The organism is Thalassolituus marinus (genome assembly GCF_020320395.1).
GTDB classification, from domain to species: Bacteria; Pseudomonadota; Gammaproteobacteria; order Pseudomonadales; family Oceanobacteraceae; genus Venatoribacter; species Venatoribacter marinus.
Window position 1 is genome coordinate 110,167 of sequence record NZ_JAEDAH010000105.1, and the last position, 24,836, is coordinate 135,002.

General features: G+C 49.7%; 30 protein-coding genes. 24 read left to right on the forward strand and 6 right to left on the reverse strand.

All coding sequences use genetic code 11. The annotated features are described in order from the left end of the window. Positions 1-2 precede the first annotated feature (2 nt). Together I9W95_RS17785 and I9W95_RS17790 are read right to left on the reverse strand one after the other, a co-directional pair. Positions 3-548: a hypothetical protein gene (locus I9W95_RS17785; RefSeq protein WP_225677365.1), complete on the reverse strand. Its 546-nt coding sequence runs from the start codon at positions 546-548 to the stop codon at positions 3-5. Position 549: 1 nt separating this feature from the next. Next, positions 550-966, reverse strand: a complete 417-nt coding sequence (locus I9W95_RS17790; protein ID WP_225677367.1) for a PilZ domain-containing protein — start codon at positions 964-966, stop codon at positions 550-552. A gap of 188 nt (positions 967-1,154) precedes the next feature. Between I9W95_RS17790 and I9W95_RS17795 the strand changes: the two genes are divergently transcribed. The 13 genes from I9W95_RS17795 (at position 1,155) to I9W95_RS17855 (ending at position 14,611) form a co-directional block, all read left to right on the forward strand. Then, a complete protein-coding gene (locus I9W95_RS17795; protein WP_225677369.1) occupies positions 1,155-1,448 on the forward strand; it encodes a hypothetical protein in 294 nt (97 codons plus the stop codon). Positions 1,449-1,616: 168 nt separating this feature from the next. Beyond that, positions 1,617-2,606: an AAA family ATPase gene (locus I9W95_RS17800; protein WP_225677371.1), complete on the forward strand. Its 990-nt coding sequence runs from the start codon at positions 1,617-1,619 to the stop codon at positions 2,604-2,606. Next, complete coding sequence (locus tag I9W95_RS17805) at positions 2,603-2,989, forward strand: hypothetical protein (protein ID WP_225677373.1); 387 nt, start codon at positions 2,603-2,605, stop codon at positions 2,987-2,989. Before I9W95_RS17800 ends, I9W95_RS17805 begins: the two co-directional genes overlap by 4 nt. A gap of 56 nt (positions 2,990-3,045) precedes the next feature. Continuing rightward, on the forward strand, positions 3,046-3,462 hold the full coding sequence (locus I9W95_RS17810) for a hypothetical protein (RefSeq protein ID WP_225677375.1): 417 nt from the start codon (positions 3,046-3,048) through the stop codon (positions 3,460-3,462). 566 nt (positions 3,463-4,028) lie between these two features. Beyond that, entirely contained in the window at positions 4,029-4,790 is a 762-nt protein-coding gene (gene dsbG, locus I9W95_RS17815) for a thiol:disulfide interchange protein DsbG (RefSeq protein WP_225677377.1), read from the forward strand. Then, a complete protein-coding gene (gene mobI / locus I9W95_RS17820) occupies positions 4,787-5,272 on the forward strand; it encodes a conjugative transfer protein MobI(A/C) (protein ID WP_225677378.1) in 486 nt (161 codons plus the stop codon). The genes dsbG and mobI overlap by 4 nt, the downstream gene beginning before the upstream one ends. A 107-nt stretch (positions 5,273-5,379) precedes the next feature. Next, positions 5,380-5,961, forward strand: a complete 582-nt coding sequence (locus I9W95_RS17825) for a hypothetical protein (protein WP_225677380.1) — start codon at positions 5,380-5,382, stop codon at positions 5,959-5,961. 360 nt (positions 5,962-6,321) lie between these two features. After that, positions 6,322-7,101, forward strand: coding sequence for a hypothetical protein (locus I9W95_RS17830; protein WP_225677381.1), 780 nt, complete (start codon positions 6,322-6,324; stop codon positions 7,099-7,101). Positions 7,102-7,110: 9 nt separating this feature from the next. After that, positions 7,111-7,677 (forward strand): lambda-exonuclease family protein, encoded by a 567-nt coding sequence (locus I9W95_RS17835; protein ID WP_225677383.1) that lies wholly within the window; start codon positions 7,111-7,113, stop codon positions 7,675-7,677. After that, positions 7,601-8,215 (forward strand): hypothetical protein, encoded by a 615-nt coding sequence (locus tag I9W95_RS17840; protein WP_225677384.1) that lies wholly within the window; start codon positions 7,601-7,603, stop codon positions 8,213-8,215. Before I9W95_RS17835 ends, I9W95_RS17840 begins: the two co-directional genes overlap by 77 nt. Before the next feature lie 2 nt (positions 8,216-8,217). Next, on the forward strand, positions 8,218-10,104 hold the full coding sequence (locus I9W95_RS17845; RefSeq protein WP_225677386.1) for a hypothetical protein: 1,887 nt from the start codon (positions 8,218-8,220) through the stop codon (positions 10,102-10,104). A gap of 35 nt (positions 10,105-10,139) precedes the next feature. Next, the gene (locus I9W95_RS17850) at positions 10,140-14,309 is read left to right on the forward strand and encodes a conjugal transfer protein TraG N-terminal domain-containing protein (RefSeq protein WP_225677388.1); all 4,170 of its coding nucleotides are present in this window, start codon (positions 10,140-10,142) and stop codon (positions 14,307-14,309) included. 53 nt (positions 14,310-14,362) lie between these two features. After that, positions 14,363-14,611: a hypothetical protein gene (locus I9W95_RS17855; protein WP_225677391.1), complete on the forward strand. Its 249-nt coding sequence runs from the start codon at positions 14,363-14,365 to the stop codon at positions 14,609-14,611. 317 nt (positions 14,612-14,928) lie between these two features. Here I9W95_RS17855 and I9W95_RS17860 read toward each other — a convergent pair whose 3' ends face one another. Together I9W95_RS17860 and I9W95_RS17865 are read right to left on the reverse strand one after the other, a co-directional pair. Next, positions 14,929-15,732 (reverse strand): integrase repeat-containing protein, encoded by an 804-nt coding sequence (locus I9W95_RS17860; RefSeq protein WP_225677392.1) that lies wholly within the window; start codon positions 15,730-15,732, stop codon positions 14,929-14,931. An 80-nt stretch (positions 15,733-15,812) separates the two neighbouring features. Next, positions 15,813-16,142 carry an HAD family hydrolase gene (locus tag I9W95_RS17865; protein ID WP_225677394.1) on the reverse strand — a complete coding sequence of 110 codons (330 nt, stop codon included), beginning with the start codon at positions 16,140-16,142 and terminating at the stop codon, positions 15,813-15,815. Positions 16,143-16,878: 736 nt separating this feature from the next. Here I9W95_RS17865 and I9W95_RS17870 point away from each other — a divergent pair. The 11 genes from I9W95_RS17870 (at position 16,879) to I9W95_RS17920 (ending at position 24,057) form a co-directional block, all read left to right on the forward strand. Next, positions 16,879-17,088 carry a hypothetical protein gene (locus I9W95_RS17870; protein WP_225677396.1) on the forward strand — a complete coding sequence of 70 codons (210 nt, stop codon included), beginning with the start codon at positions 16,879-16,881 and terminating at the stop codon, positions 17,086-17,088. Next, positions 17,085-18,179, forward strand: a complete 1,095-nt coding sequence (locus I9W95_RS17875) for a DUF7146 domain-containing protein (RefSeq protein ID WP_225677398.1) — start codon at positions 17,085-17,087, stop codon at positions 18,177-18,179. The genes I9W95_RS17870 and I9W95_RS17875 overlap by 4 nt, the downstream gene beginning before the upstream one ends. 76 nt (positions 18,180-18,255) lie before the next feature. Further along, the gene (locus tag I9W95_RS17880; protein ID WP_225677400.1) at positions 18,256-18,576 is read left to right on the forward strand and encodes a hypothetical protein; all 321 of its coding nucleotides are present in this window, start codon (positions 18,256-18,258) and stop codon (positions 18,574-18,576) included. Positions 18,577-18,741: 165 nt separating this feature from the next. Further along, positions 18,742-20,127, forward strand: a complete 1,386-nt coding sequence (locus I9W95_RS17885) for a DNA cytosine methyltransferase (RefSeq protein ID WP_225677402.1) — start codon at positions 18,742-18,744, stop codon at positions 20,125-20,127. A 147-nt stretch (positions 20,128-20,274) separates the two neighbouring features. Continuing rightward, the gene (locus I9W95_RS17890) at positions 20,275-20,610 is read left to right on the forward strand and encodes a hypothetical protein (protein ID WP_225677404.1); all 336 of its coding nucleotides are present in this window, start codon (positions 20,275-20,277) and stop codon (positions 20,608-20,610) included. Between the two features lie 190 nt (positions 20,611-20,800). Then, positions 20,801-21,145, forward strand: a complete 345-nt coding sequence (locus tag I9W95_RS17895) for a hypothetical protein (protein WP_225677406.1) — start codon at positions 20,801-20,803, stop codon at positions 21,143-21,145. A 112-nt stretch (positions 21,146-21,257) separates the two neighbouring features. Continuing rightward, entirely contained in the window at positions 21,258-21,530 is a 273-nt protein-coding gene (locus tag I9W95_RS17900) for a hypothetical protein (RefSeq protein ID WP_225677409.1), read from the forward strand. Between the two features lie 94 nt (positions 21,531-21,624). Continuing rightward, complete coding sequence (locus I9W95_RS17905; RefSeq protein ID WP_225677411.1) at positions 21,625-21,927, forward strand: hypothetical protein; 303 nt, start codon at positions 21,625-21,627, stop codon at positions 21,925-21,927. 160 nt (positions 21,928-22,087) lie between these two features. Beyond that, positions 22,088-22,645, forward strand: coding sequence for a hypothetical protein (locus tag I9W95_RS17910; protein ID WP_225677413.1), 558 nt, complete (start codon positions 22,088-22,090; stop codon positions 22,643-22,645). A 160-nt stretch (positions 22,646-22,805) separates the two neighbouring features. Then, a complete protein-coding gene (locus tag I9W95_RS17915; RefSeq protein WP_225677415.1) occupies positions 22,806-23,573 on the forward strand; it encodes a hypothetical protein in 768 nt (255 codons plus the stop codon). A 10-nt stretch (positions 23,574-23,583) separates the two neighbouring features. Further along, entirely contained in the window at positions 23,584-24,057 is a 474-nt protein-coding gene (locus I9W95_RS17920) for a hypothetical protein (RefSeq protein WP_225677417.1), read from the forward strand. Between the two features lie 22 nt (positions 24,058-24,079). Here I9W95_RS17920 and I9W95_RS17925 read toward each other — a convergent pair whose 3' ends face one another. After that, on the reverse strand, positions 24,080-24,277 hold the full coding sequence (locus tag I9W95_RS17925; protein ID WP_225677419.1) for a hypothetical protein: 198 nt from the start codon (positions 24,275-24,277) through the stop codon (positions 24,080-24,082). Positions 24,278-24,394: 117 nt separating this feature from the next. Continuing rightward, positions 24,395-24,625, reverse strand: a complete 231-nt coding sequence (locus I9W95_RS17930) for a hypothetical protein (RefSeq protein ID WP_225677421.1) — start codon at positions 24,623-24,625, stop codon at positions 24,395-24,397. Positions 24,626-24,836: the final 211 nt, after the last annotated feature.

Consider the following 24,836-nt stretch of genomic DNA (forward strand, 5'->3'; position numbering starts at 1 on the left):
CGCTAAAAACTGTCAAATGTGTAGTCGCAGAGAGAGCGGACAATGAAAGCCTTGCTCTCAGTTTCGTTACCAAGCGTAACGGCAAAGATCCTGGCGAATCTATCCGCGCATCGCCTGCCGGATGGGGATATGCACTCAGCGCTATACTCGATATCACAGGGCATGGCAGGCACCCCTCCATCACCAATATCCGGCATCGCCTGGGCCGTCCATAGCGCCAAATCTCCAGCGGCAGCATCAATAACCGCATTCGCGACCCGACCATTACCTCGGCTGGACGAGGAGACAACGACGTAGTTCAACTGCAGGCTGATCACCGCCAAATCAGAATTGACTGTCAGCCTGACCCCGGCGCTCAGCCAGCCCTGGATTTGTCCAGAACTATCTTCCACCGACCAAATGCAATGATCCGCAGAGTTGGCGCGAGCCTGAAGCGCGGATAAGAAAATACCAGTTGCTTCTGACGACGCTTCAGATAGCGACAGAATTGCCGCCCTGACTTTGGCGTGACGATCCAGCGAGGCATCTGACTCCCGAAAGATGCGCATATCAGTCCAATCGAATACCGGTTGCCTTCGCAACTCTGCGAAGCAGTCGCTTGTACTGCTCCAAAGGGCGTCCCGAGTTGTACTGCAGCTGAATGCTGACCCTGTAATACAAACCACTAAAGTCTTTCGATTCGTAGCGAAGAGTCTCGCAATGTCGTACCCGGCCCGTCATTGGGAAAGAGCGATAGTCGCGATATGAGACCAGTACAGAGATGTTGGAGTTTGGCTCAATAGGTTCCTTCGTGAGCAAACCCATACCACCATCAGAAATATCAACAACGAGAGAGGGGAACCGCTTTGCAAACAGCGATCGAATCACCCCTTCTCGGGCATAGCTCCACGAGGTCTCGTTAAACTCCGACGTGGTCTTCAGGCGAGTATGGCCGCGCTGTTCGGAGTAATAGGCCTTGGCGTTCATGAAAACCTCTCTTGATATCTCAAATAAGCTGACTTATATTCGTTGAATCAGGCTCCAGTTAGCCTGATGCGGCGTTCGCCAAACTTCTTACAGCACCCTACCGACAAAACCAAAAAGCATTCCCTCTGCCATCCGGCAATGCTCAGCTGCATTCTGCAGCGCAGGGACTTCACCCTTGGAGACCAGATATGTTGAATATCATTGGCCTGGGTGCGGTCGCGATCCACATGTGCGGAAGCCAAGAAGAAGCCTCCGCAACAACCGAAACATACAAAGCGGTAACATCGCTGGTGGCCAGAGCCATTCTGTATGTTCGTGCAGCCAATGAAAGCGTAGAAATCAGCGGGAGTCTCACACTGATTAATGGTGATTCCATCCCCTTGTACACCGGGGGAGCCTTGGACAACCCGGCTGAAAGTATCTATGCATCATTGGCTATCGTGGATAACGTTTACGTCGCAAGCGACTTTGCGCTAAGGTAACACAAAGTTTATCACTTGAGGTATGATGTGCCAAAGAGCGCACATCTGGATGTAGGCCAGAACCTCAAACCTGCAATGCTTTCCTTCGTCACCTCAAGTTAGGTGGCATTTTACCAACCCCAAGAGGGCAGAATCCCTCATGGGATGATGCCCTCCAAGGAGAGCATCATGACCCAATCTCAAAACCCTACCTCTGCAACTTCAAAACGCTCGATTTTTGAGGCATTCGGTATCGACTCCGAAGTAGCTAAAAAAAATCACTTTCCCGTGTGGCAAGGCGAAGAAGAAGCAAAACCGTACATACCAGCCGAAAAGTCATTTTATTTCGACAAGGATCGTCTCAACGACCTCAATGAATTCGAAATGAGTGGATATCGTGATGGTTGTTTGTTCATTACCGGACCAAAGGGATGTGGCAAATCAAGCGGCGTAGAGCAGTATTACGCGCGCAAAGAAAAGCCTGTTTTCCGAATTACCGGCCATGAGCGAATGGAAGTTAGCGATCTGCTTGGGCATATGAGCCTGAAAGACAGCAGCACTCACTACCAGTACGGACCACTAACCCTGGCAGCTAAGTTTGGCGGCGTATTGCTGTTCGACGAGGCTGATGCGTGTCCTCCAGAGGTGCTGGTGGGCCTGCATGGAATCCTCGAAATGGGATCGCACTTCGTCATTCCGGATAACGGAGGCGAGGTCATCCGTATTCGCGACGGGTTTCGTGTAGTCATTACCGGAAATACCAGCGGCTACGGCGACCTGAATGGAAACCATGCAGGAACAGTCGTGCAAAACTCTGCAACCCTCGATCGGTTCAACTATCTGCAATGGGATTATTACCCAGCGGAGATTGAGAGCCAGATTGTCCAGACCGCAGTTAATAACAAACTGCCAAAAACGCTGCTTGATCTGATGATTAAGTCAGCAAACATGACCAGAGTGGAGGGAGGATGCGAAGACATCTCAACTCGCACCCTGGTGCGCTGGGCAAGAAAAATGCTGATCTTCAGCGCCGCAAACCAACCGAAGCCGTTCCAGTATTCACTGGATCGCGCCTTCACTTTCCGACTTCCACAAGCGAAGCGGGAAGAGGTTTACAGCGTTATGAGAACCGTATTTGGGACTGTAGAGTTCCATGGCAATCCGGAGAAATCAGCATGATCGAGTTAGTGAACGATCTGGACTCCAAAACTCTGGGCTGGATCTTTGTCGTTTCACTCGTGGTAGCAATGGCTGCAATAGGCGCTTTGATAAAAAGCGCCTGGAGCAGCCTGATGATGCGGATTGCACGCGCAGCGCCAGCTGCAAATGCAGAAAGCAGCATCGAGCGACCAGCAGAGTTAGCGCCAGAAGGAGAAGTACGCCAACACCTGCAGCATTGCACCGTGATCTACCGGAGCATTGAAGGTTACTGGAACGCTTACGTCAAAATGGGCGATCAGGAGTGGCCAGTAAGTGTTGAGCCTGACACCAACCTGAAGAACGTCGCAATGGCAACGCTATTGCGCCTTGAGGTGAGTCCCGAAAACGGACCTAAGCCTTAACCCCAAGCGGGGCATCAGCCCCCGCTGGTGCCCCGCTTTTTCTTGGAGGGCACCATATGCAACTCCCAATGTTCGACGAACTCCCTCGGCCAGAGATCTCAAGGGTAAAGCCAAGATTTCACCGGAAAAGGGATCGTTTCGGAGGCGAGCCAAAGCAACTTTCCATTGATGTCGAAAAGCTGCTCGACAGCCTTCAAGATGTTGAGTGGAAAGACGAGCACATCCTGATAATGAAGGATTGGCTACTTTGCAGAAGCTTGGAAATCATCCGAAACAAGGCTGCATCTACTTCCTCGTTCGCAGAGGAGGTGGCGTGGATCTACGAACAGCAAGAAGACTGGCTGCCGTTTTCTGCACGGAAATGCGCTGAGAGCTCTGGTCTGGATATCGAAAGAATCCGCTCAGGGCTGTATGGCGCAGTTTCAGAGGAAAAGCGGCAGATCATTCGACTGCTGGGATTTCAACCTGACTAGGCCAGCTCTGCTGGCCTTTTTTATTTTCGAGGAGAATCTAAGGTGATGAGATCAATTGAACTATTTGATGCAATCTATCGGGTTGATTGCACCCGTCGATACCGGAACAAGCAACCATGCATAGATATCTATGGCTGGATGCAGGATTTCCAGCGGGCAAGCTATCTGTATGCATCGAAGGATACCGTTTCTTGGAGGGCGAGACAGCAATAAGCTGCGACGTTCCGCAGGCGCGTGTTATTGCTGAACTGGAGCGAGCGGGCATCGCCAAGGCAACCAACAAAATTATCCGGCGTGGCTACGGGTCATACCCAATTGTCACAATCCTATGATCATTAAGCAGCCTCAATCGAAGCTGCAACTTCATGCGAAGCTCACTTATCCACAAAATCTGTGGAAAACTCTGTTGAGCGATTCAGGAATGCAGCAGCTTTTCGGCAGCCGGTTTGGTTGAGTGATTTTTATACAGTTGATTGCGATTACATGGTGATAATCCGAACATGCGCCCCTGTACTCTGCGCCTTCATGGTCTTATACTTCACGTGTAAAATTCTGTGGGGATTAACATGAAACACATGCTGAAAGGGGCTTTGGTTGCTCTCGCGATTAGTAATTTCGCTCAAGCTGCAGACGAAAAGCCAGAAATCAAGACGCCTCCTATGCTGAGCGCACTGGAAGAGGAAGGAGGCACGATTCATGATCGTTGGAAGATCAACGAACACCTCAATGGATTTTCTCTGACGATCGGAATGGATCAACTCATCGTGTACGCAACAGCCGATGGGGAATATGTTCTTAACGGAAGTCTTCTCGATAAGAGTGCTGACGATCTCACTCCAGAATTCTCCAAAAAATACCTGCCAGAGCCCAGCTTCGACGGCGTCGTCCAGAAGCTCGAAGCATCAAAATGGATTGGCACACACAATCAAAAAGCGTCGCGTCAGCTTTATGTAATCCACGACCCGAATTGCCCGTTCTGCAAAAAGGCCCACGAATCCATAATGGAGCACCAGTACACAGCTAAGTCTGGCGTGCGCTGGATTCCTGTTGCTGCCCTCGGCCAAAGCTCGTTGGAAATGGCTGCCGCTCTTCTGGAATCAAAAGAGCCGATGAAGCTTCAGGATGACTTTAATAAAGGCTACCACCCGTCCGAAGCGGAAATTACAGCATCCAAGAAGAATATGCAGGACGTTATGGATAACACCAAGCTGATGAAGCTACTCCGCATTAGCGGAACCCCGGCTGTTATTGTGGTTGAAGACGGCACTGTTAAGAAAATTATAACCGGGTTTCAACGGGGCGATATTTTGACGGCGCTTGGTGTATGAAATTAATTCCGAACGATGATGTGTATCAGGCGCTTGATAGCTGTCAGGCGCACTCCCACTCGTCATCTTCAGAAGTAGAGATTGCAATTGCTGGCATCATTGAGGCTGCGAACTCAGTGGCCGGGAATTATTGCGATAAGTTTCTGGAGCTCCAACAAGCAGGCCCAGGAAAGGGAAGCCGATGGCCATCAGTAAGGGCAAGGGATGGCGTCGGCGGTAAAACCTTAGAAATTCGCTGGGTTCGGTCACTTATTGGGCCAGAGGGCCGAGTCCGCTACACAGTCCCAAAAGGCTCAGGTCATGCGTACAACGTAAATAAACTCTGCAAAGGCTCGCCGGACTGGGAGAGAGAGCTGGTGGAGGAAGCAGAGTCGCTATTCTCTCTATTGAGGGAGCTATACAGCCAGCTGAGTAAGTGCAGGCAGGATCTGAAAAGGCTAGATCAGATCAAGAAGAAAATTGAGGAAACACTGGCGGCATAACCGGCGCAAATAAGTTCAACCTGACTTTCAAATTGATTGTCACCAAAAACCAACCCAAGGAGGTTCCACGCCTCCGCGTGGTAACTCCTGAAATTTAGGAAATTACCATGTCAAAAAATATCAACCATCACCAACACGCAATCCTTCTTACCGCGCTGAATCTGCTACACGCAACGCTCGCCAAAGGAGGGATTGAAGCCGTTGCGCCCTATAGCGCCCCATTGGAAGATAGCGACATTGATCTGAACCTGATTCACATCAACGAACTTTCTGAAGGAATCAACCTGGGAGACTTCGAGGGACTGACACCCCAAAAAGAGACCGAGCATCTAATTCGATATCAATTTCTCGAAATAGACACAGGGATCGTCGAGGAAGCTGAGTATGAGTGCTTTGCACGCTCGCCAGAGCATGCTCTGCAGCAGCTCTACCGACGAGCAGTATCTCCCGGCGAAGTCATTGTCAGTATCGAAGACCCCCACGATATCTACCCGTCGCTCTTTAAGAATGAACGAGCGGAGTGGATTCTAACCCCTGTAAGCACCGGAGATGTTTACATTAGCATTAGCGCTGGCCCCGGCTGTGTTTTCTTGAATCTGGAAAACAAATCCTTGAGGGTTCAGACTGTCAGTTCGGGTGGAGATGTTGTTTCTGAGATTCACGACGATATCGACGACCTGAATGACTAACCAAAAGCCCGCCAATGGCGGGCCTTCTTTATTTGAGGTGGGTGCATGAATATCAAAATATCGATAGATAGAAAGAACAAATACAATCGCCTGTTGGTAGCGCTAAATACCTGCAATGATCCCTATAGCTTTATCTTCCATCTTGGTTATCAGGGTTTTTTATTGCCCCGATGTCTAAGGAGAATGATTGCAAAAACAAGAGCACACCGCGCCTGGCTATCAGGCTTTACTGGCTTGGGAGTATTATCCATCCTGGAACGAAGTGAGATAGAAGGACACGAGATCCGACCTGACAACATGGGTTGACGGATAGAAAACCTGTGAGAACCTGATTGCAATAGAAGATCAGGAGCAAAAAGAATGTCAGCCAACGTTGCCGCACGTATTGCCGAAATTATTGATGAGTCGGCCAGCATCATGAGCGTGCTCAAGGAAGACACCCACTATTTCAAAACCATGGATGGACGACCTGTCCTCAAAAAGCCTGGTGCTGAAGTTATCGCAAAAGCCTATGGCTTTACCGCCAAGTTTGCCGCGCCACAAGTCATCGAGACCTCCGAAGGGCAGCATCAAACGGCGCATGCCGTCTCTGTATGCGCACTTGAGGATAGCAAGGGAATCACCATCTCAGAAGGAGCTGGAGCCTACCCATTAGCGCTGTGCGGCTACAACTTAAACACAGCAGTAAAAATGGCAGCAAAGAGCGCTTTTATTGACGCAGTAATTCGCGGCGCAGCATTGTCTGCAGAATTTACACAGGATCTGGCTTCAGACGGAACCCCCGAGGGCATGATCGCCAGCGGGGTAAGCGTCAGTGCTGTGAGCACAGATCAGAAAACAACCCGGAAATCTGCAGTCAAAAGCGGCGTAAAAAAACAGGCTGCGGGTGAAAATGATCAAAAAGGGCAGGAACAAAAAGAAGATCTAATCAAAAAGATCAGCAGCATGCACAGCAATCCTGGTGTGATAGCAACCTTGTATGATGTTGCATCCCTGAATGAACTCACAATTGAAGAGTTAAAAGAGTGCGTTAATGAGTTGAGTAACGCCGAAGGCGTCACATCTTCTGGTGGCGGCAACCCAGATGAAATGCCGATCACTATCGAACCGGAAGAAATTGAAGGTTACGTCCAGTTGTAGGCGTTTGAAATGATTAAAGATGCTCAATACATACGCTGCCAGCAAGGCTCCCCTGAATGGTTGCAGTTGCGGAAGAATTATATAACCGCGACAGAAGTGGCAATGATCACAAATCACCGCTGCTGGGGTACGTTTGAGCGCCAAAAAGGACGCCACTCAGCCTTTAAGTCGCCAGCGATGATCCGGGGAAATCAACTAGAACCACTCGCAAGAAAAGCAATTGAGCGTCACCTTGGGAAGAAATTTTTCCCAGCAGTGATAGTCTCGGCGCAGCATCGACTGCTCGCCAGCCTGGACGGCATCGATTTGCGACTCAGAGAAACCATTGAGATAAAGTGCCCCGAAAAGGGGCGCAGCAGCAAACTCTGGGATATGGCAATGAGCAACAAGATACCGCACAGGTACTGGACCCAAATTCAGCAAGGCCTTCTTCTAACAGGCGGACGGGTTTGTCACTACTGGGTTTATGACGAAATTTCCGATGATGGAGTTATGATCGATGTTTATCCCGATGCCAGATACCAACAAAGCATCATCAAAAGCGCCAATCTCTATTGGCAAAGAAAAGCAGCTTAAATTAGGACATGCGGTGGAAGTAACTTTCAAAACCCTGGACAACATCCCCGATGCAGATCGGTTCGGCGGGTGCATTGATGTAGTAGCCATCCGATACGATATTCGACCAGTGCTTATAATGGCGCAGAATCGAAAGCATACCGGTCCAGAGCTGAACCTTGCGATTGACTATTATGCGCCTGCCGCCATCGCCCGAATGGGCATGCCTATAAAACAAACACGAATCATCGTACACACCCCCGGTACGCCAGAGGATGGCTATGTAGAAGCTTTTCTCCCAGGAATAATCAAAGACCCATGGGGAACCGACCATGCTGGTAATGGGCATATCGAATGGAAGGAGCTGGCACACGAACAATTCGAGCGGATCATGCGCTCTATTGATAAGCCGGTTTCGGCCTACCTGGGTAAAACCGGAGTATTCATGACCGGTGACGGAATTTTGATTCATCGTAAAATTGACTCATACACAGGCCTTCACTACGTCAGTGCGGGCGAGAAAATTGATGGGAAGCTACTCCGCATCCAAAAGGAGTGATTATGAAAAAGATATTTGGTGTTGCAGCGTTGATGATCGCATCCTTCGCGTGCGCGGCGAAAACCGTCGTGGTCACAACCGAAGCGAGTGGTAGCTCGCCTGCAGATGCCAATCGCAAGTCGTTCGAGTCCGCCCAGATACGAGCACTTATGTTCGAGCCTGCTGCAGTGTATGTTGAGACCATAGCCATTTCGAAAGATCATAAAGACAAGGCCTCTCACACCATTGTTCATGTCCCTGCTGAAATCTCAGACGTGGAGCTCCTGAGCTCGGATATCTCCACCCTCATCAGTGATGAACACCTCATCGCAGAGTACAAGCATGGGCAATTAGTCAATGCCCTGGCCGATGAACATGGGAATCCGGAGGGGACTCGATATACGGTTAGAAACACATTCCGCTTTACGATTGTTCCCGCAGAGGATCGAGATCGAGCGAAGCTGCTTGGCAATTACAAGGCCATGGAGAGCATCATCAGTCTGCAGGATCTGCCGTCGTCCAGTTCAACTTTTCAGCAGGCTGGGTATGGGGTTGTGGCAGCGCAAATAGACAAAGCCCAAGCTGAGGCTTTGGCGAAGTCACGAGCGCGCAGTCAGGTGGATAGCTTACCGAACTGGTCAGAAATCGAGGCATCATTCCAGTATTTCTTTAACAACCTGCCTGCGGCAATTGTCAACACCTATCAATCGCCGGTCGTGGAAAGCGTTGAAACCTCTGGCAGCGGGCGGATCACGGAAGTCATGATTCAACTTGGGCGAGGCTGCGAGCTCGACGGACCAAAATCTATGGATCAAGCCGGAACCACATGCGATCTTATCAAGCAGGTGGCACCGCAGATCCTGGATGCAGTGTCTCGATTTGGAATTATTGGCGGGAACTACTCAGAAACTCTCTCCCCAGCGATCGATAAGAATCACCCCGGTCAGTTGCTGCGTCGATTCATTACCCAACCGTTTACCTGGGTCCCAATGGCGAAGCAGACACTTCAAACCTCAGGGCTTCCGACGCGTGAAATCCAGTTCGAGTATGCACAATGGCTAATGCCAACCTCAAGGGCAGCAAACGTGCCACCGGTAGGCTTCGGCTGGGCAGTTGCCCAATATAGACGCGCTGGCTCCACGCCGAGCCTGGCCGCTACAGATTATTACCAGGAGAAGATTTTACCTCCGCTGATTGCCGCCAGTTTGCTGAGTGGCGATGAAATTGTCATGTCCGTCCTGGATCTCGCGACATCAATCCAGTACGACATCCCATTGGTAACCACATCCGGAGTTCTGAATTCTGGAATCATCCTGCAGTTTGAATCTGACGGCTTGAAACGCAGTAAATCTGATTATGTCGTCCAAATCAGCTTGCGCAGACTTCCAAAAAAGGAGGCGGACCAATCCGGCTCAAAAGCAAATGTGGCATATCGATCTCTTCCAAGATATCCAGACACGCAAGCTAAGCTTGATGCGCTCATGTTCTACAAAGAGCAGAAAGGAAAAATGAAGGTGGTCAACATGCCGGAGATGCTGTCAGTGGCCATGTCTTCACTGGCCTCCTGTAGTGGCAGCAGTGACGCGTGTATGAGGTATCCATTTGCCAGCTTGGTGCTGGTGGGGTCAGCAGCACAAATCAACAACCCCACTTCACCTGATCTGGAATGGAAAGTATCGGGTGTAGACGACGAATGCTGGATGCCAAGCCCAACATCCCAGTTGATCGGCCCGTGCCACTCAATCATCTCCGAGATACGAGAAAGCTGGTGGGCTTCCCTCGGAATGCGGCCAATATCGACTTCCTTAACCAGAAACGAGAACGGTGATCTGCATCTTGATATAGAAAAAAGCGAGCTCGGCGGCGCGGGCCGGGTCATTCCATCTTCTAACTACCCCTTATTCTGGTAATATGACCACAGTTTTTTACATCTGAGGTATGAGCCATGTTCGAGATGTGGACGCTGAACCCTTCTCTTGTAAGGGATAGCATCCTGGCTTTGGATGCCATAACCGAGTATCAGGCATTTAATACAATACTGTACGTGGGTGCCTTGCTTGGTTTTGTGGGCATCATCGTCAGCAAAGCCACGACCATAGGGAAGCAAAACAGCCGGGGCATTCAGAGCTTGGCCGTGGCGCTCCTTATTTTCGTCGTAGGGGTTCGCAGTGAAGCCGATCTGGCTATCACAAATCCCGTAACTGCCGAAAGCTACGTCGTGACAGACGTCCCGGCAGGCCTGGCGATGCTGGCATGGGGAACGTCAGTCATTGGCGGGGTGTTCCAGGACATGTATCGAACGCAATTTAGCGTGGCTGGTGTCGGAGATGTTCTGGCGCGCGAAGGGGTGGGGCGCGGACTCTCCATCCTGACAGGCATGCAGGGAGTACCCTGGACAGACAGAACACGAACCGCAGGGAACACCGGCACCAATGTAACCAATCTCGAAGCCAGCATAGGGAATTATCTCAACGACTGTTTTAACAAGATGATGACGAGAGATGGGGCATCCTATGATCGCTGGACCGCTTTTCACAAGAGGGGAGAAAGTGACACGCTGACCAGCCTATGGACCCGAGTCAGCGCTCCGATTGTGGCGACTACCGTAACATACATTAACGCCCCATCCACCGATGGCACATCGGAGCTGTGCTGGGACGCCTGGAGCTCGATTGATACCGCAATCAACACCACGGAATTTAAGACCGCTCTGGCAGAAGAGCATATCGACCATTTGGCATCATATATCGCAGCAATGTCCTCACCTGGTGCATCTGCAACACTCGACCCTGGGGTGGCCAGCACACAAGTTCGAACAAAAATGCAGAATGACGCGAACCAGATCTTAACGGCGCTCTTTGGCGATACCGAGACCCGGCTCCGCATCATGATGCTGGATCGGCTTAATACCATGCTTCTTAACGCCTACAACAGCTCTCCAAGAGCGCAAGTTGCCCCGGCAGTAGGTAGGCTCGCATCAGCTTGGGATGACGCTAAGCGACAGGCCGACTTATCTATGGCCGCGCAGGGGGACTGGTGGGTTAGAAACGCCAAGCCTATGACTCAATTTTTGGAGCTCATAGCGCTGGGCATGCTCCCAATCCTCATGTTCATGGCATTTGTTTCACCGCAAGGAGGCAAGGCTTTAATCTCGCTGGTGGGTGTTTATTTTTGGCTGCAAACATGGCCGATCGCTTACATCATTATCAACCATGCCGCGCTCGGCTCAATGACGAATACCTTCTCTATGTATCTCGCGTCTACGGACAGCATGGGCATGGAAGGGCTGTATCAAATGTGGGATCAGGCCCGTCACTCATTCGCGGTCAGTCAATCCCTGCTTGGGATGACTCCCATTATCACTGGGGCCATGCTCAGTGGGTCTATGATGATGCTTACTAAACTGGCATCCAACGTGTCGGCAAATGAGAACCTCGACGAAAACCGCGTTTACAGCGACACCGAGTCCAGTGCACCGCTCTATCAAAGACAATCTCAGACTGGTTTCCAAACTGATTCAGCTGGAAACCTTCAGCGAAACCGAGATCTGACCGGAACCGGGACTGATATTCGGGTAAGTAAGGAGGCAAGCGCTCAAGTAGCAAGCGCAGAAGCTCAAAGGGAAATTGCAGCCCAAAACTATACGCGGTCATTTAATAATATCATTGGGCGCGTCGTACAAACTGCAAACACAGAATCGCTGAATCAAGTGGTTTCACAAGCGAAGGGCTATGAAGAAGGCTTTGATTCTCAGGCAATTGCGACTGACGCAAACATTCAATCTAGCACCCAATCCTATGCTTCGAAAAATGCGGCCAACTTAGCCGCAAAACTGCAGGCCAACGCCAAAGGCGGCTCTGATGAAAAATTTCTTAGAGAATTAAAGACCAATGATCCAGAAACACAAAGAAAACTTGGCAGAGTTCTCTCGGGAGGCGTTGGGTTTGCTGGGGAGGCAGGGATTTCGACAGAGCTTGCTCAAGCATTCGTCAGTGAATACCGCGAATCCGAGGAATTTAAGCAAGCCTTGTCACAACACCTTCGAGGGAGTGAGTCGTTCAATGATCAGGATACCTTTCAGAAAATTGCACAAAACACTGACGTTCTTAGCGAGCAGGATGCAAAACAGCTTTCACAATCATTGAGCCTGCAAGAGTCCAGTGAACGGTCGTACCAGCAGGTTAAGAATGTTGCCCAAAGCATATCGGAGGATCGGACTATCGACGAGGGCCGTCAATGGGAGATCATGGATGAAATGGCTGACGAGATCTCAAAGGCGGGAACCGGATTGGCAGGCGATGAGCGAAAATCTGAAATGATCAGGAAAGCGCAAGAGCTCGGATTTTCAGATGCTGGCGCGGCGCTTATGGTTTCTGGAATAGAGCAGCAACTTTGGGAGGATCGAGCCCCATCGAATGCAGGCAGCTATGCAGAGGGCGCTGGGCTTCTGTCGTTGTTGCGTGATGCCAATGTAGATACAGGTTTAGAGAAGGCTGTTATTAAAAACGATGATCGACAGGGTGACAAGGTCCGTCAGCTGTTTCTCAATATCGCCAATCCGGAAAATGAAGTTAACAATGACAATCTCGCTAAAGAAGCAGACAAGGTTAAACAGGTTGTCAATCAAGCTACAAAAGATGCTGAGGCGCTGCCAGACGATGTCCTGAAAGAGTTCACGCCGGAACAGCAGGCCATGATTAACAATCTGAAAGGCAACGTTGAAGACAAAGTTAAATTCGTGAAGCTGATGACACAGATTCAGGAAGCTATCGCTGAGCAGCAAGACAAGAATGCCGCAAAAGCTGATGGGGATCTCGGGCTTATCGATATGATCAGTGGAGGCGAGAGCGTAGTATCCCTGCCGACAGTATTCTTAAAAGATGATGAGGCAAGCAATCAAACACGCCGTGAATTTGCTGAATCAAATGCCAAAAGCAGGTATTTGGAAATTGTTTTTGCCGCGTCAGTTGCGGCGGAAATGGCAGAAAATAGCGGTCAAAACCAAGAGGTTCAGCAATGGCAGTCGGATATAGCTATGTCCAACCTACTGCGAGGAAATGACAAAGATGTCTTTGACGAGCTGAAAGAAAAAGGGGATATAGAAAGTGCCAGTGCATTCCTGCGCAATAAAATGGATGAAGCTGGTATTAAATCGGATGTTGCATCAATAAAAGAGTTCGGAAAACGAATCGACTACACTGATTATTTATTTGGTGACGACAACCGTGATGCAAACGGTCTTAGCTACGGGGAAGAAGATGCGCAGGCCTCAAGCGGTTATTATGACATCGATAAATTAGGTATTTTCGAAGCCATCGGCAATAAGTTGAAAGACATTGATAATAATGAAATCGAGGCAATGATTAATGATCTTGACAACCAGACAGGCACGTTTGCAGAAAAAGAGTACACCCTCAAGGCGTATGCAGATTCAAGGGCTGAAAATAACTACGGAGATACCAAAAGGAAACTGACCGAAAATCGAGAAGGCGACAAAGAGTACTTGACAGATGTGATCCTTGCTGAGCTCATGGCGCTTGTTCCATACGTTGCACTTGAAGGACAATCTACAGAGTTTGGTGTGGCGCTGGAAAATATCCGCCTTGAAGCCAGCGGTCTTGAGAGTGGCTTGTTGAGCGGTATTATGGGAGTCGCCAGCGGGGCCTTCGGCAATAAAATGGCCGAAGGAATGTCCATCGACCGCAGTGAAATCGAAGCTCTGGTGGACATCCAGCTTGGCGAAGGCAGTTATCAGCGCCTGCGCGACGAGTTGCCTAACGATCTGAAAGATAAAATAAATACCGATTTCGCCAACATCATTAAAGAAAGAATGCAGGATATTAGCGAAAAGATGCGCCCTGAATCCCAGCTGCTTGCCTTGGAAGACCAAGCCAGAGAAGCAATCAACGGAATGGGCGTGGATGCGGAGATGAAGGCAATCCTTGAGAGGGCGGTGAAGTCGGGGCAAGGGGCCGAGATTGTCGCAATGGCTACCCAAGCGAAAGTGGCAGAAGGCGAGATTGACTGGCAGGCAACAGCAACTGAGGCTCTTGGGACTGCTGAGTTTGAGCGATACAAGCAGGAGACGATGGAGGCGTTTAAGGCAAAGCCTTGACGGAAATAATTACCATGAGACCATAATCAAGTCTGATAGGGCGAGGTTAAATCATGGAAAAAGAAGTGAAGTGCCCGTGGTGCATATTTAAAATAAAGGTCGGCAATCACGCCGCTGGTGATCGGGTCTGCTGCACTCTGTGCGACAACTTCTTCACCTTGCGGATGATTGAATGCCCTGCCTGTGGCGATTCAAACTGGGTGGCTGCAGAGCACGAGCATGTCGATGCCGGAAAACGCTGTCAGTGCGGATGCCGCCTCATCGACAGCAAGGGTCACGTATTGGTTCTGGATCATGTCTGAGTGCGGCATAGGCATTCGCACAAGGCTGGCTTTGGCGCTGATGCTGTTTCTTCCATTGGGGGTCGCAGAGGACCCTGCGTTAGAAGATTGTAATTTCGGCCTTACACCAGAGGAGCTGCTCATTGACAAGGCGGTTCTGGACGCAGAGTTGGCGCTAGAGGCACGTGTGTTTGTCGGATCAAATTGGCAGGTAACCGAAGATGATGAGGGTATCCAGCAGCTGATAGCGGTCCAGGAAATAAGAACTAACCTATTCACTGTACGGGCGGACATTACAACCAGCACCGTGCCATGCATCAGGGAAGAGTAGAACGCCCTTACTTGGCCTTTCTTTTCTTCACCGCACCGCCTAAAAATGCCGACCATCCCTCCCATTCGCCCGCATAAAATGTGGCCGGGTGGCTAGGTATGCCCTCGGGTCTTTCCCCTTTCGTACCAAGCAGCCTGTACTGCTGCTCTCCCTTAAGTGCAAATGGAGCGATCAGTTCTTTAGCTTCGGTATAAGTCACAAATCGACTGGTGAGGAATGCTGGCCAACCAGCCCAGACGTCAGAGTAGACGCTATCTGGCCGAGATGGCATTCGAGAATCCGCTAGGCCTGATGCAATGTAGTCCCGGTATTCCTGCACAGTTTTGATCTGTAGCTTGGCAACCAGTGATCTAGCCTGGTCATATGAAAAGAACTGCACCACACCCATTCCAAGAAATGCAGGCCAACCCGACCACTCATCCACATAGCGTTTATTTGGAGACACCGGAAAGGGGAGGTCATTGAGAGACAAGCTTTCCTGAACCAGGGTATTCCAAGCGCGCATCGTTGGTATTTGCAAAGCCTTTGCCACAAGGCTGCATGTACGATACTTAACCATCACCGATCGCTTAGCGGTCTGGTCTTTCCATACTTGTTTTGTGGCTTTCAGAACGACGGAAAAAACATCAGCCCCATACTGAGACTCTGGACGCTTTGGTAGAATTTGCCTGAGCAGGCCCAGATCCGCAGCTCTGTAATCAGCAGAGGAAAAGGAGTTAATTTCGTCCTGCTCGTCCCAGTACCAGCGAGCGAGCGTACACCCGAGGATATCGACGAAAGCACTCCTACTGAGGCTTGTGGGGGTTGTCATGAGTATTACATTTTTTTGTTGAAGTGCTTACCGCGCGCGTGGCGTGCGGTAACTCGGTTGTAGAATGAATACTGCATCACTCACGCCATTTTCACAACTGTAAAATGGGGATTGGCCTCATTCTCGACATTGTCTTGCTGAGAGTATAGGTCCAGATTGGTTGCAAAACGCTCAAGCCAAGCCCTGTCCAGCATATATTCCAAACCTACATCGCCCTTGCGTGTAAGTAAAACCCCTTTGCGCTCAAGAGAGGTTAGGCAGGATCTCTGCTCTGCAAACGACATTGGGAGATACGCCTGGGCCTCCGGGCTGGCAGGGTAAGCCTGATAGTCGCATATGTCGGTGGACTCCTCACGAAGCCAGGCGAATAGCGTGACTTCTTGGTAGCTCAACTCAACAATGATGTTCATCTGTGTGATCGTCCGTGCTCTAAACATGTTGCATTACTGACAGCTCGCATCCAGCACTGGCGCGAGATTGTGACAGGTAGATGGGTCTTCGGCGACTGTGATTGGTCGATATGATCCCGCATCTCTGAGTGGTGCGACCAGAGGATAATTGCCAGTGGTCTTACACCCGTACAATCTGGCAACAGTGAAATCGCCAGTAGATTTAGGCATCAGCGTAGATGGAGCGATGGAGCTGAATAAGAGTTTGCCGAGCAGCGAGGAAAACCCTGCTCGTACTTCAGAGGATAAAACGTGTGGAACTTTTCGTCGGGCAGCGCAGACTAAACTATACTCGAAACGATGGAGCCTTATGGCGCTCAAATTAAGGAGCGGCATCATGCCTTTGGGTATTTTCACTACTTCCATTTCGCGTCTGCACTCATCACCCGCGTGTAAAAAGATGCGCGATAATACTACAAAAGTCCGAAAGTTAACCGTGCCCAAGTCAATTTTACATATGTAGTTACAAAATCGTTATTGTCGCAATTTGTCGTGGGATATATCTCACAAGCGCTATGATTTGGCTTGTTGACAGTTGCCTTGGCAGTGAGATAGGTTAATGCATAACGAACTCCATTCTGCGCAGATCACACTGCGGTAGGTTAATGCTGATCGAGTCTGTTCTTGATCATGAATCTTAACCAACCCTATGAGGGCATCTTCCCTCACAGGGCAGGTGCCCCCGAATGGAGGCACCATGAAACTCACAACCCCTCAACTACGCGACATTGAGCGCATCTCTGAGATTGCACCAGCACTCTTAAGATCGGTTTCTCTTCGCGTTCTCGATGGCATCCCGCAGTCAGCCAGCATCACTCTTGATGATGATCATATCGTTATCAAGGATGGTGAGCGGGTTATTCGTCGCATTCATCACGCCCCCCATCAAAAGGAGGGTGCTGCATGACATTTCCAACAACAGAGCAGATCAGTGATGTGGCTTCTGGTCGCTGGATTGAGATCCTTAGAGCCTTGGCTCCCGGCGTCTCTGATGCGGCAGATAACCTCGGTAAGCATGTTACATGCCCCTTGCATGGCGGAGAGCGAGACTTTCGTTTTCACAAGGACAAAGGGCCTGAAACTGGCTTATCGCATTGCACCTGTGGCACACGCGACGGCTATCAACTGCTGCGCGATCTGAACAACTGGAGCTTTATCGAAGCCAAGGAGGCTGTTGCTGATTATTTGGGTATCGCCCAGGATGATCCGAAGCACCGCGCCGAGTTGGCAAGGAAAGCAAAAGAAGAAAGATTGCAAAGAGAATCTATCCGGAGGGCGAAAGCCGAACGGGAGGCTGAAGAGGTTGCTCGCTGTCGTAATGGGCTGTGGGAAAGGTCCTACTCAATCCAATCAAAGAAAGCCGCTCTCGCACGGCGCTACTTGATGGGAAGAGGGCTGACCCCGGATGTTGTAACCAATCACGTCAGGTTTCATCCCGGCGTACCGGTTCGCGATGAGGATGGAGCCATCGTTGCTTTTGCACCGGCAATTATTGCACGGGTTTATAGCAACAACGGACGTCCCCTGACGCTTCATCGGACATACCTTGATCACAATACCGGGAAAAAGCTGGATTGTGATGAGCCAAAGAAACTGATGCCCGTTCCAGATCTCTGGGCAGCAGAAAAAGGGCGAGTAATACCCGTTACCGCTGGCGGTGACGGGAGCGTTCTTGGTGTGGCCGAAGGTATTGAGACAGCTATCGCAGCTCACATGGGTACACAAATACCGGTGTGGGCGACAGTGTCTGCTGGCCCGATGCGTCATTTCGAACCTCCAGCATCAGTAAAGACCCTTGTGATCTTTGCTGATCTGGATGCCTCAGGTACAGGGCTTGATGCCGCAAAGGCACTGTCGGAAAACCTGAGCGCCTCAGGATGGCCTGGGCGGGTAATCATTAGACTCCCTCCTGAGCACCTGCTGAAAGGCAGAAGCTCCATTGACTGGGCAGATGTGTTCTATGAGCACGGAGCCATGGGCTTTGGCGTTGCTGCATAACCACCAGGGGTCATTTTTGACCCCTTTCATTTACTTGTTTCGCCGGGCCTGCCCGACCAACAAATAAGGAAACCCCATGAAACACATACCGCTTTTAATCCTCCTGATCGCAGGCGGCGCTGAAGCCAGCACGTGCGACATCATTCGTAAATACGTTGATGTTAGCCAGGCCGCTTATGGCGAGCCTGGATTCAAAACCAGAGCGTTCTGCAGTTACGCAGAGCTTAATGGCGAAAATCCAGATTCAGCAGAGCTTGAGAAGTTCCAAGTTATTTTGCACTTCAACGATGCGCTGACCAAGGCGCGAAGTCGCACCCGTTTGAATAATGACGATTGCGATGTTTTGAATCAGTTCGGAGTCGAGGTGCTTGGCTGCGGGACGGTTTTTAGCATGTAAGACAGGCCGGGTAACCGGCCTTTTAATAAAACCCCATTTCACGACGCTTTCAAAGAGAGCGTCGCGAAATAAGGTTTTCACTTGCTGTTCACATTGCGCAGCACTCATTAAACCCCAACAGAGGGAGCCACCCTCTGAGGGTGGCCCTCTATCCAGGAGAGCACTATGGCCACTCTTATCGAAAAAAAAATAGGCGAACATCGAGGTGTATCACGCGTATACATCGAGGGACTTCGTCTCGCACGCGAAGGTTTTCAACCTGGCATGACATATCAGCGCATCATCAAGGCAGAGGAAGGAAAAATTGTCCTGCGACTGATCGATTCCGGTGACTATGTCGTCAGTAAGAAGAACATTCGCGATACCGAACTTCCAGTTTTGGATATTCGAACAGAAGAACTCACTAAAATTGCAGGAAACTCTGGACGAGTTCGCATTCTTATTGCAAACAAATGCATCGTCATTCTCCGTCATTTTAATGACGAGAAAATCGCCGATCGCATGCTAAGAATGCTGAACGAAGTTGAGCAGGGTAAGTTGTCTGTAGCATCGCTATTCCATGGCGGTGGTGTGGCATCCGGTGGAATTCACTGCGGATTAAAAATCGCAGGAATTTCAAGCAAGCTTGCAATGGCAGTGGAGATCGAAGACGCATACATTGAATCTTCACTACGAAACAACCCAGATCTTTGGGATGAGAATAGTGTAGTAATCAATGCGGGCGTCGAAGGAGTTCGATATCACCAATCCGGAATTCCGAGAGTTAGTCTCTTGGAATCCGGAATTCCGTGTACTGGGGCCGCTTCGGCTGGTAAGGCAAAACTCGGACTTACGTTTGCGGAAGACCATCCAACTGCTGGTGCTGCATTTTTCTATACGTTGCAAGCAATTGATTTTATGAATCCATGCTTGATAGTAATTGAAAATGTTAAAAACTACGCAAAAACAGCGAGTGCAAGCATCATTCGATCCGTTCTTGGCAACCTCGGTTATTCAATGCAGGAGATTTTGCTGAAAGGCGAAGACTTCGGCGCACTGGAAAACCGCGAGCGCTGGATAATGCTGGCGACGACGATAGGCCTTGAAGAATTCATCAAGCTTGATGACATCTACAAGTTCCGATCAGCGCCACCGGCAAAAATTCAGGAAATTCTGGAAAGCGATGTCGATAACTCTCGATGGAAAGAGTATACCTACCTCCGAGAAAAAGAAGCTAGAGACATTGCCGCTGGAAAGGGATTTAGAATGCAGATCCTCAATGAGGAATCCACATCCTGTCCTACGCTCACCAGGGGATATAGCCGCGTTCGCTCAACAGACCCGATTCTAAGCAAGAATGACGGATCTGACCTTCTGAGGTTGTTCACTCCCGCAGAACATGCGCGTCTGAAAACAATCCCAGAATCTGTACTCGATGGCCTCTCTGAGACCATTGCTCATCAGATCGCCGGACAGAGCGTTGTTTACAATTGGTTCGTTGCAATTGGCCGCCTTATCGGCGACGGTTTGCAGAGCTACCAATCAACCCAATCGAAGCAGTCCGCTGCTTAAAACCTACCCTCCGGATTCGTCCGGAGGGTTTTCAAGATGTCATCTGAAATTCGTCAGAATTCCACATGGCTTTTTAAATCGACCCCTTTAATTGGGAGTCGAAACATTAACCTCACTGAGGCCTCAGCCTCAGGCTGGTGGTCTTAAATGGAGATCGCCATGCGAAAAACCCCCAAACTTACAGCAACAAAGATCGTAAGACTCACACCTGAGGACAGCGGTTATCAGCACTGCATAGTAAGAATGAACAATCACCACATAGACTCAAAAAGAAGAGACAAGAATCGATTCTTTCGGAGAGATGCGGTGATGATCATCAACCCGGAAAACAGGCAGAAAGTCCTTCGATACGCGATGGGACAGGCTGCTTACACCGGCATGACCAAAGAGGCCATTGGAATAGATTACGACGCCATGGATTCTCTTGGCGTTCGCTATGGACAGGATGTGCATTTGGTTATCCGACCAGCATCTCGACTTTAAGTGTATGGTTGGCTCTCCCAGCATCCTGATCTAAACATTCGTGTTTCAGTAAAGCTGGGCATCGCGGGATCAGTCTTGGGTGTCATGGGCTTCCTGACAGGTCTTGCTGGCCTTACCCCTCTTTTTCTCGGCTAACTCCCCGGCGAAAGCCGGGTTGAACACTTGGTCGAAAGGCCTAAAGGAAATTCAAATGCCTAACCCTGGTAGTGATAGTCTGCCAATCTCGGAACGAGAAGCTTTGCAGCTAATCAACAAGATTGGTGTTGATGAAGTGCATAGGCGCTTCGATCGATTAACTGATATGGCCGATGCGCGATACAAGGAGATTGTCGATGCAGATCCAGATGCGATGCCTGATGGATATACAGCCTTCAATCTCATGAACAATGACGAGAAGGCAGAAAGATATCTGCTCTTACTCGCAATCCAGCTATCCAACACAGATAGCCCGGAGAGGGCGCATCAACGGATCATCGCTAGAATCAAGGCCCGAAGAGAGCGGCACCGCCAGCAGAAAGACTTTATTTTGCTGTAATTGCGCCGTATCATCTTTAACTCAACCCTGGCGATCCAAGTTGATTGCCAACACCCACCCCAAAGGGCTCACGCCCCTTGGGCGTGCAGCCCTCTTTTTTAGAGGATCTCCCATGCACGCTCTCAAGCAACAATTCATCAACAACCTCAACTCAGGGTTCGCCGTAGAAATAGACGGTGCCTTTATCTTCGATATAACTGGCTGCCTGGAACCCGAACCGGGAGTCTTACTCCGCAATGAGTTTGACGACGTCACAATTGACTTCGACATACCAGAAGATTGTGAAGTAGCCCTGGATGAAGAAGGTGTCACCTGGTTGGTTTGCGGCCATTCGATTTCGTTCTACGAAATTCGACCAGTATCGACCAATCCTTGTCAGCAGTAGGGCAACCAACTCAACTGACCATCCAGCTATAAAGAAACGTCAACCCAAGCGGGGCAATCCCCTGGGGTTGCCTCATTTCAAAAGAGGACACCCCATGAAGTTACTCGAAAAACGCTTTTTCGAAATGCTGACGTCTGCCAGCCTGACCGAAGTTAGCGGAGAGCTAATACTGAATCTAGCCGATTCAACCAATCCGGACGAGAGCACGCTGCTGAGCCATTCGGTAGAAGTAGATGGAGTCTTTCAGGAAATCTACATCCCTGCCGGATCTAACTTCCATCTCGATGAGGATGGGGCTACATGGCGGGTTTGCGGCTATCAAATTACCTTCTACGAACTCTGTGCATGCTCTACGTCTGGTACGACAAGGCATGAACTTAGAAAGCTGAAGTATTAACCAATACAGGCCGGAATTCCGGCCTTTTCTAAGCATTCGAATATATCTTCGAGAGGATATATTCGAATGCTAATTTCACCTGATGACCCTTGTTGGTCCTCACATCAATCAACCAAATATCGGGGCGCATGCCTGCATGCAAACCGACAAAGGAGTTTATATGTCCTTAACCATTAATAACCTTTACCCCCAGCAAGTCCATGCCCTGGAGAGCATCAGAAGTAGCGGTAACTATCTGGATCACGAGATGGTAGGTCACTGGCTCGCTGTCAGGGTCAGAGAAGCGAAGTCTGAAAATCCATGGGGCTATGATAAGTTTTCTGGGGAAAAAGGAGATGGATATCTGATCCCGCCTGTAGGGGTTCGGATTAACTCGCAAGAAGACACGATCAGCGTGACTTTCTCCGCTAAAAATGTCGGGTTTTCAACACCCGTTGCAATTACAGCAGAGATAGAGAGGCTGCTCAGAGTCGGAAGTCATTGGGTTGGTGAGAATACGGATGCCGCTTCGGATCGGATCGAAACCTTCCTCAAGACCTGTGCAATGCAAATTTCAAACGCTTACACGGAAAACAAGCGTTGGGGTTTGGTTATCGTTGCCTACCCATTCGCAAATGCTGACGGAACATTCTCAGTTGAAAATGTGCTGATCAACTCAGCGGTTCGCTTTGAATCCGATGATATTCTGATTTCCCTAAAATCAGAGTATTTGCGCTAACCACCCCACCAAGGCCGGATCTCCGGCCTTACTTAAATGACATAGGAATAACTTCACTGAATTTATCCCTATGCAATTTACACCAGCAGTCCATGTTGACTGTTGATCAATCAACCCTTGAGGAAAGGTGCCTGCACCGATCCCCATTAAGGAGCAACCCATGAATACATTAGAAATGTATTTGCACGAAAAGCTTAAAAGCGAAATTGGCGACCATAATTTGAAACCACAATACAGCATTGGCTTTTCCCAAGGTGATGGATGCGCATTCGAAGGAACCATGAATATGGATGATATTTTGAATGTTCTGACACACCTCAACGATGTCAGATCGGCTGCAACCGTAATGCGCTGGAAGGAGTACCTGGACTGGTATCTTGAGTTTGACTCAGGTAAGCGATACGTCTCACAAGGCGCATCCCTAAGCCTGGCTTCCAGCTTCGGGCTTTACAATGATGTAGACGGCGGCGATTCAAACAGCAATGCGATTGAGGACCGTGTAGAAGCGATCTTTAACGACATTCGCGAGCTGGTGAAGAGCGTTGCAGGTGACTGCCTAAGTGACCTCCATAGCATTTTGATGAACTGCTATGGGGAGAGTGAGCCAGTATGGTCTTTCAAAACTAAGCATTTTCAACTGAAAGCTTATGAGCGACAGATTGATTTTGACTACAACGATTTGACGGATCATTTCACTTTCGAGGACATGAAGGGATTGGCCGATGACCAATATCGTGCATTCAATCTGGAGGTTCGCCTCTACGAATGCAACAGCGATCAGGCAGCGGCCAGAACTATGCTATGTGGAATTGTTGAAAATCGAGACACGAAGCCGGGCGGATGCCATCTCAGAGATCTTGTCTCTGAAGTGGTTTCTGAATACAGGCATTCAAATCAACAGATCAAGGCGACCAGTCAGGCCGCTTAAGGAGATGTAGATGTCAGACTTTCAATTCCAAACCGCAGTACATGAAGTGCATGTCGAACACCCATTCTCGGAACAGGAAATTGAAGAGGTGAGGGCGAAAATCCTCCCTTATCTCCATTCGAATGGAGTTGAAGCTGTATTCTCAGGAGCTGAGATCTTTGATGGTGAAGTCCTCGCCTACAAAGTAACTGCCACCCAGAATGCATTCTATCTCAACCTGAAATCCGTAGGAGTGGAACACATCCTCTTCAGTGGGACTGATTGCCCAATTATTGGGACAACAATAGTTGCACTCCACCATGTCGCACCTTGCTCTCTAAGGGTTGTTGACACTCCGTTTGATCACGATGACTGGATCGAATGGGCGGAAGAAAGCGGCAAGATTGTTGATATCAGCGATCAGTCCGAACCCCGGTTTATGCCCGGATGCAAGAAGCTGAAGGCGCTAATAGGCGATGCCGAAAGCGATTTTTTGATGATTTGATCGATAAAAGGATATGCAGATGTCACACATAACTTTCATAACCGACGTAAGACCAGGCGAGCCCGACATTCTTGGTGTGAACAACCAAGGAGATCTGGTCGTTTCCGACCTCGATGGCAATGAGCTTTTCCGAATTCACGCCTTTGAAGGGTGGACGCACGAGAAGCTTGAACAGCTTTCCCGCGAGTTTGGCCCGTTCCCGGACGGCGCAGACGCTCACATCGGAGGCTGCTGGGTAGGCTCCACCGAGGTTTAACCCAACGCCCCACCATCTGGTGGGGCACTCTTTTCGGATAATCCTATCCAGCCTGTCCGCAGCTCTCTCTTTCTGAAGTTGTTAAGCGCCTATCAGCTTTCTCGCTTTGCGCACTGCATCATCATACTTGTCATGCCAGCCATGGAAGCGATCAGGACCAGAAAACGCCTCAATTACTTTAATGGCTTCACATTCACGCTGCCGCAAACGCTCTATTTCCTGAGCGGCATCGAGGAGTACCTTCTCATATGGTGGCTGCGCAATAGCAGCAAGGTCTGCAATACGCTCTAAGATAGTGGCTTCTGAATCCATAATTCCGTCCATCCTTTGTCAGTTGTTAAGTGATTCGAGAGAATCACTCTCTACGCTTCGCACAAGTGACAGGAGAACGGTGTAATAGTCGCGATCAGGACGCGATACGGGCGAAGCATCCAGCCCCGACGCCAAAAGGCACCAGGACAACAATGAGGCATCATCTTGGTTCTTCACCTGAATGGATACATAAGGCTCACGGCGATCTCGA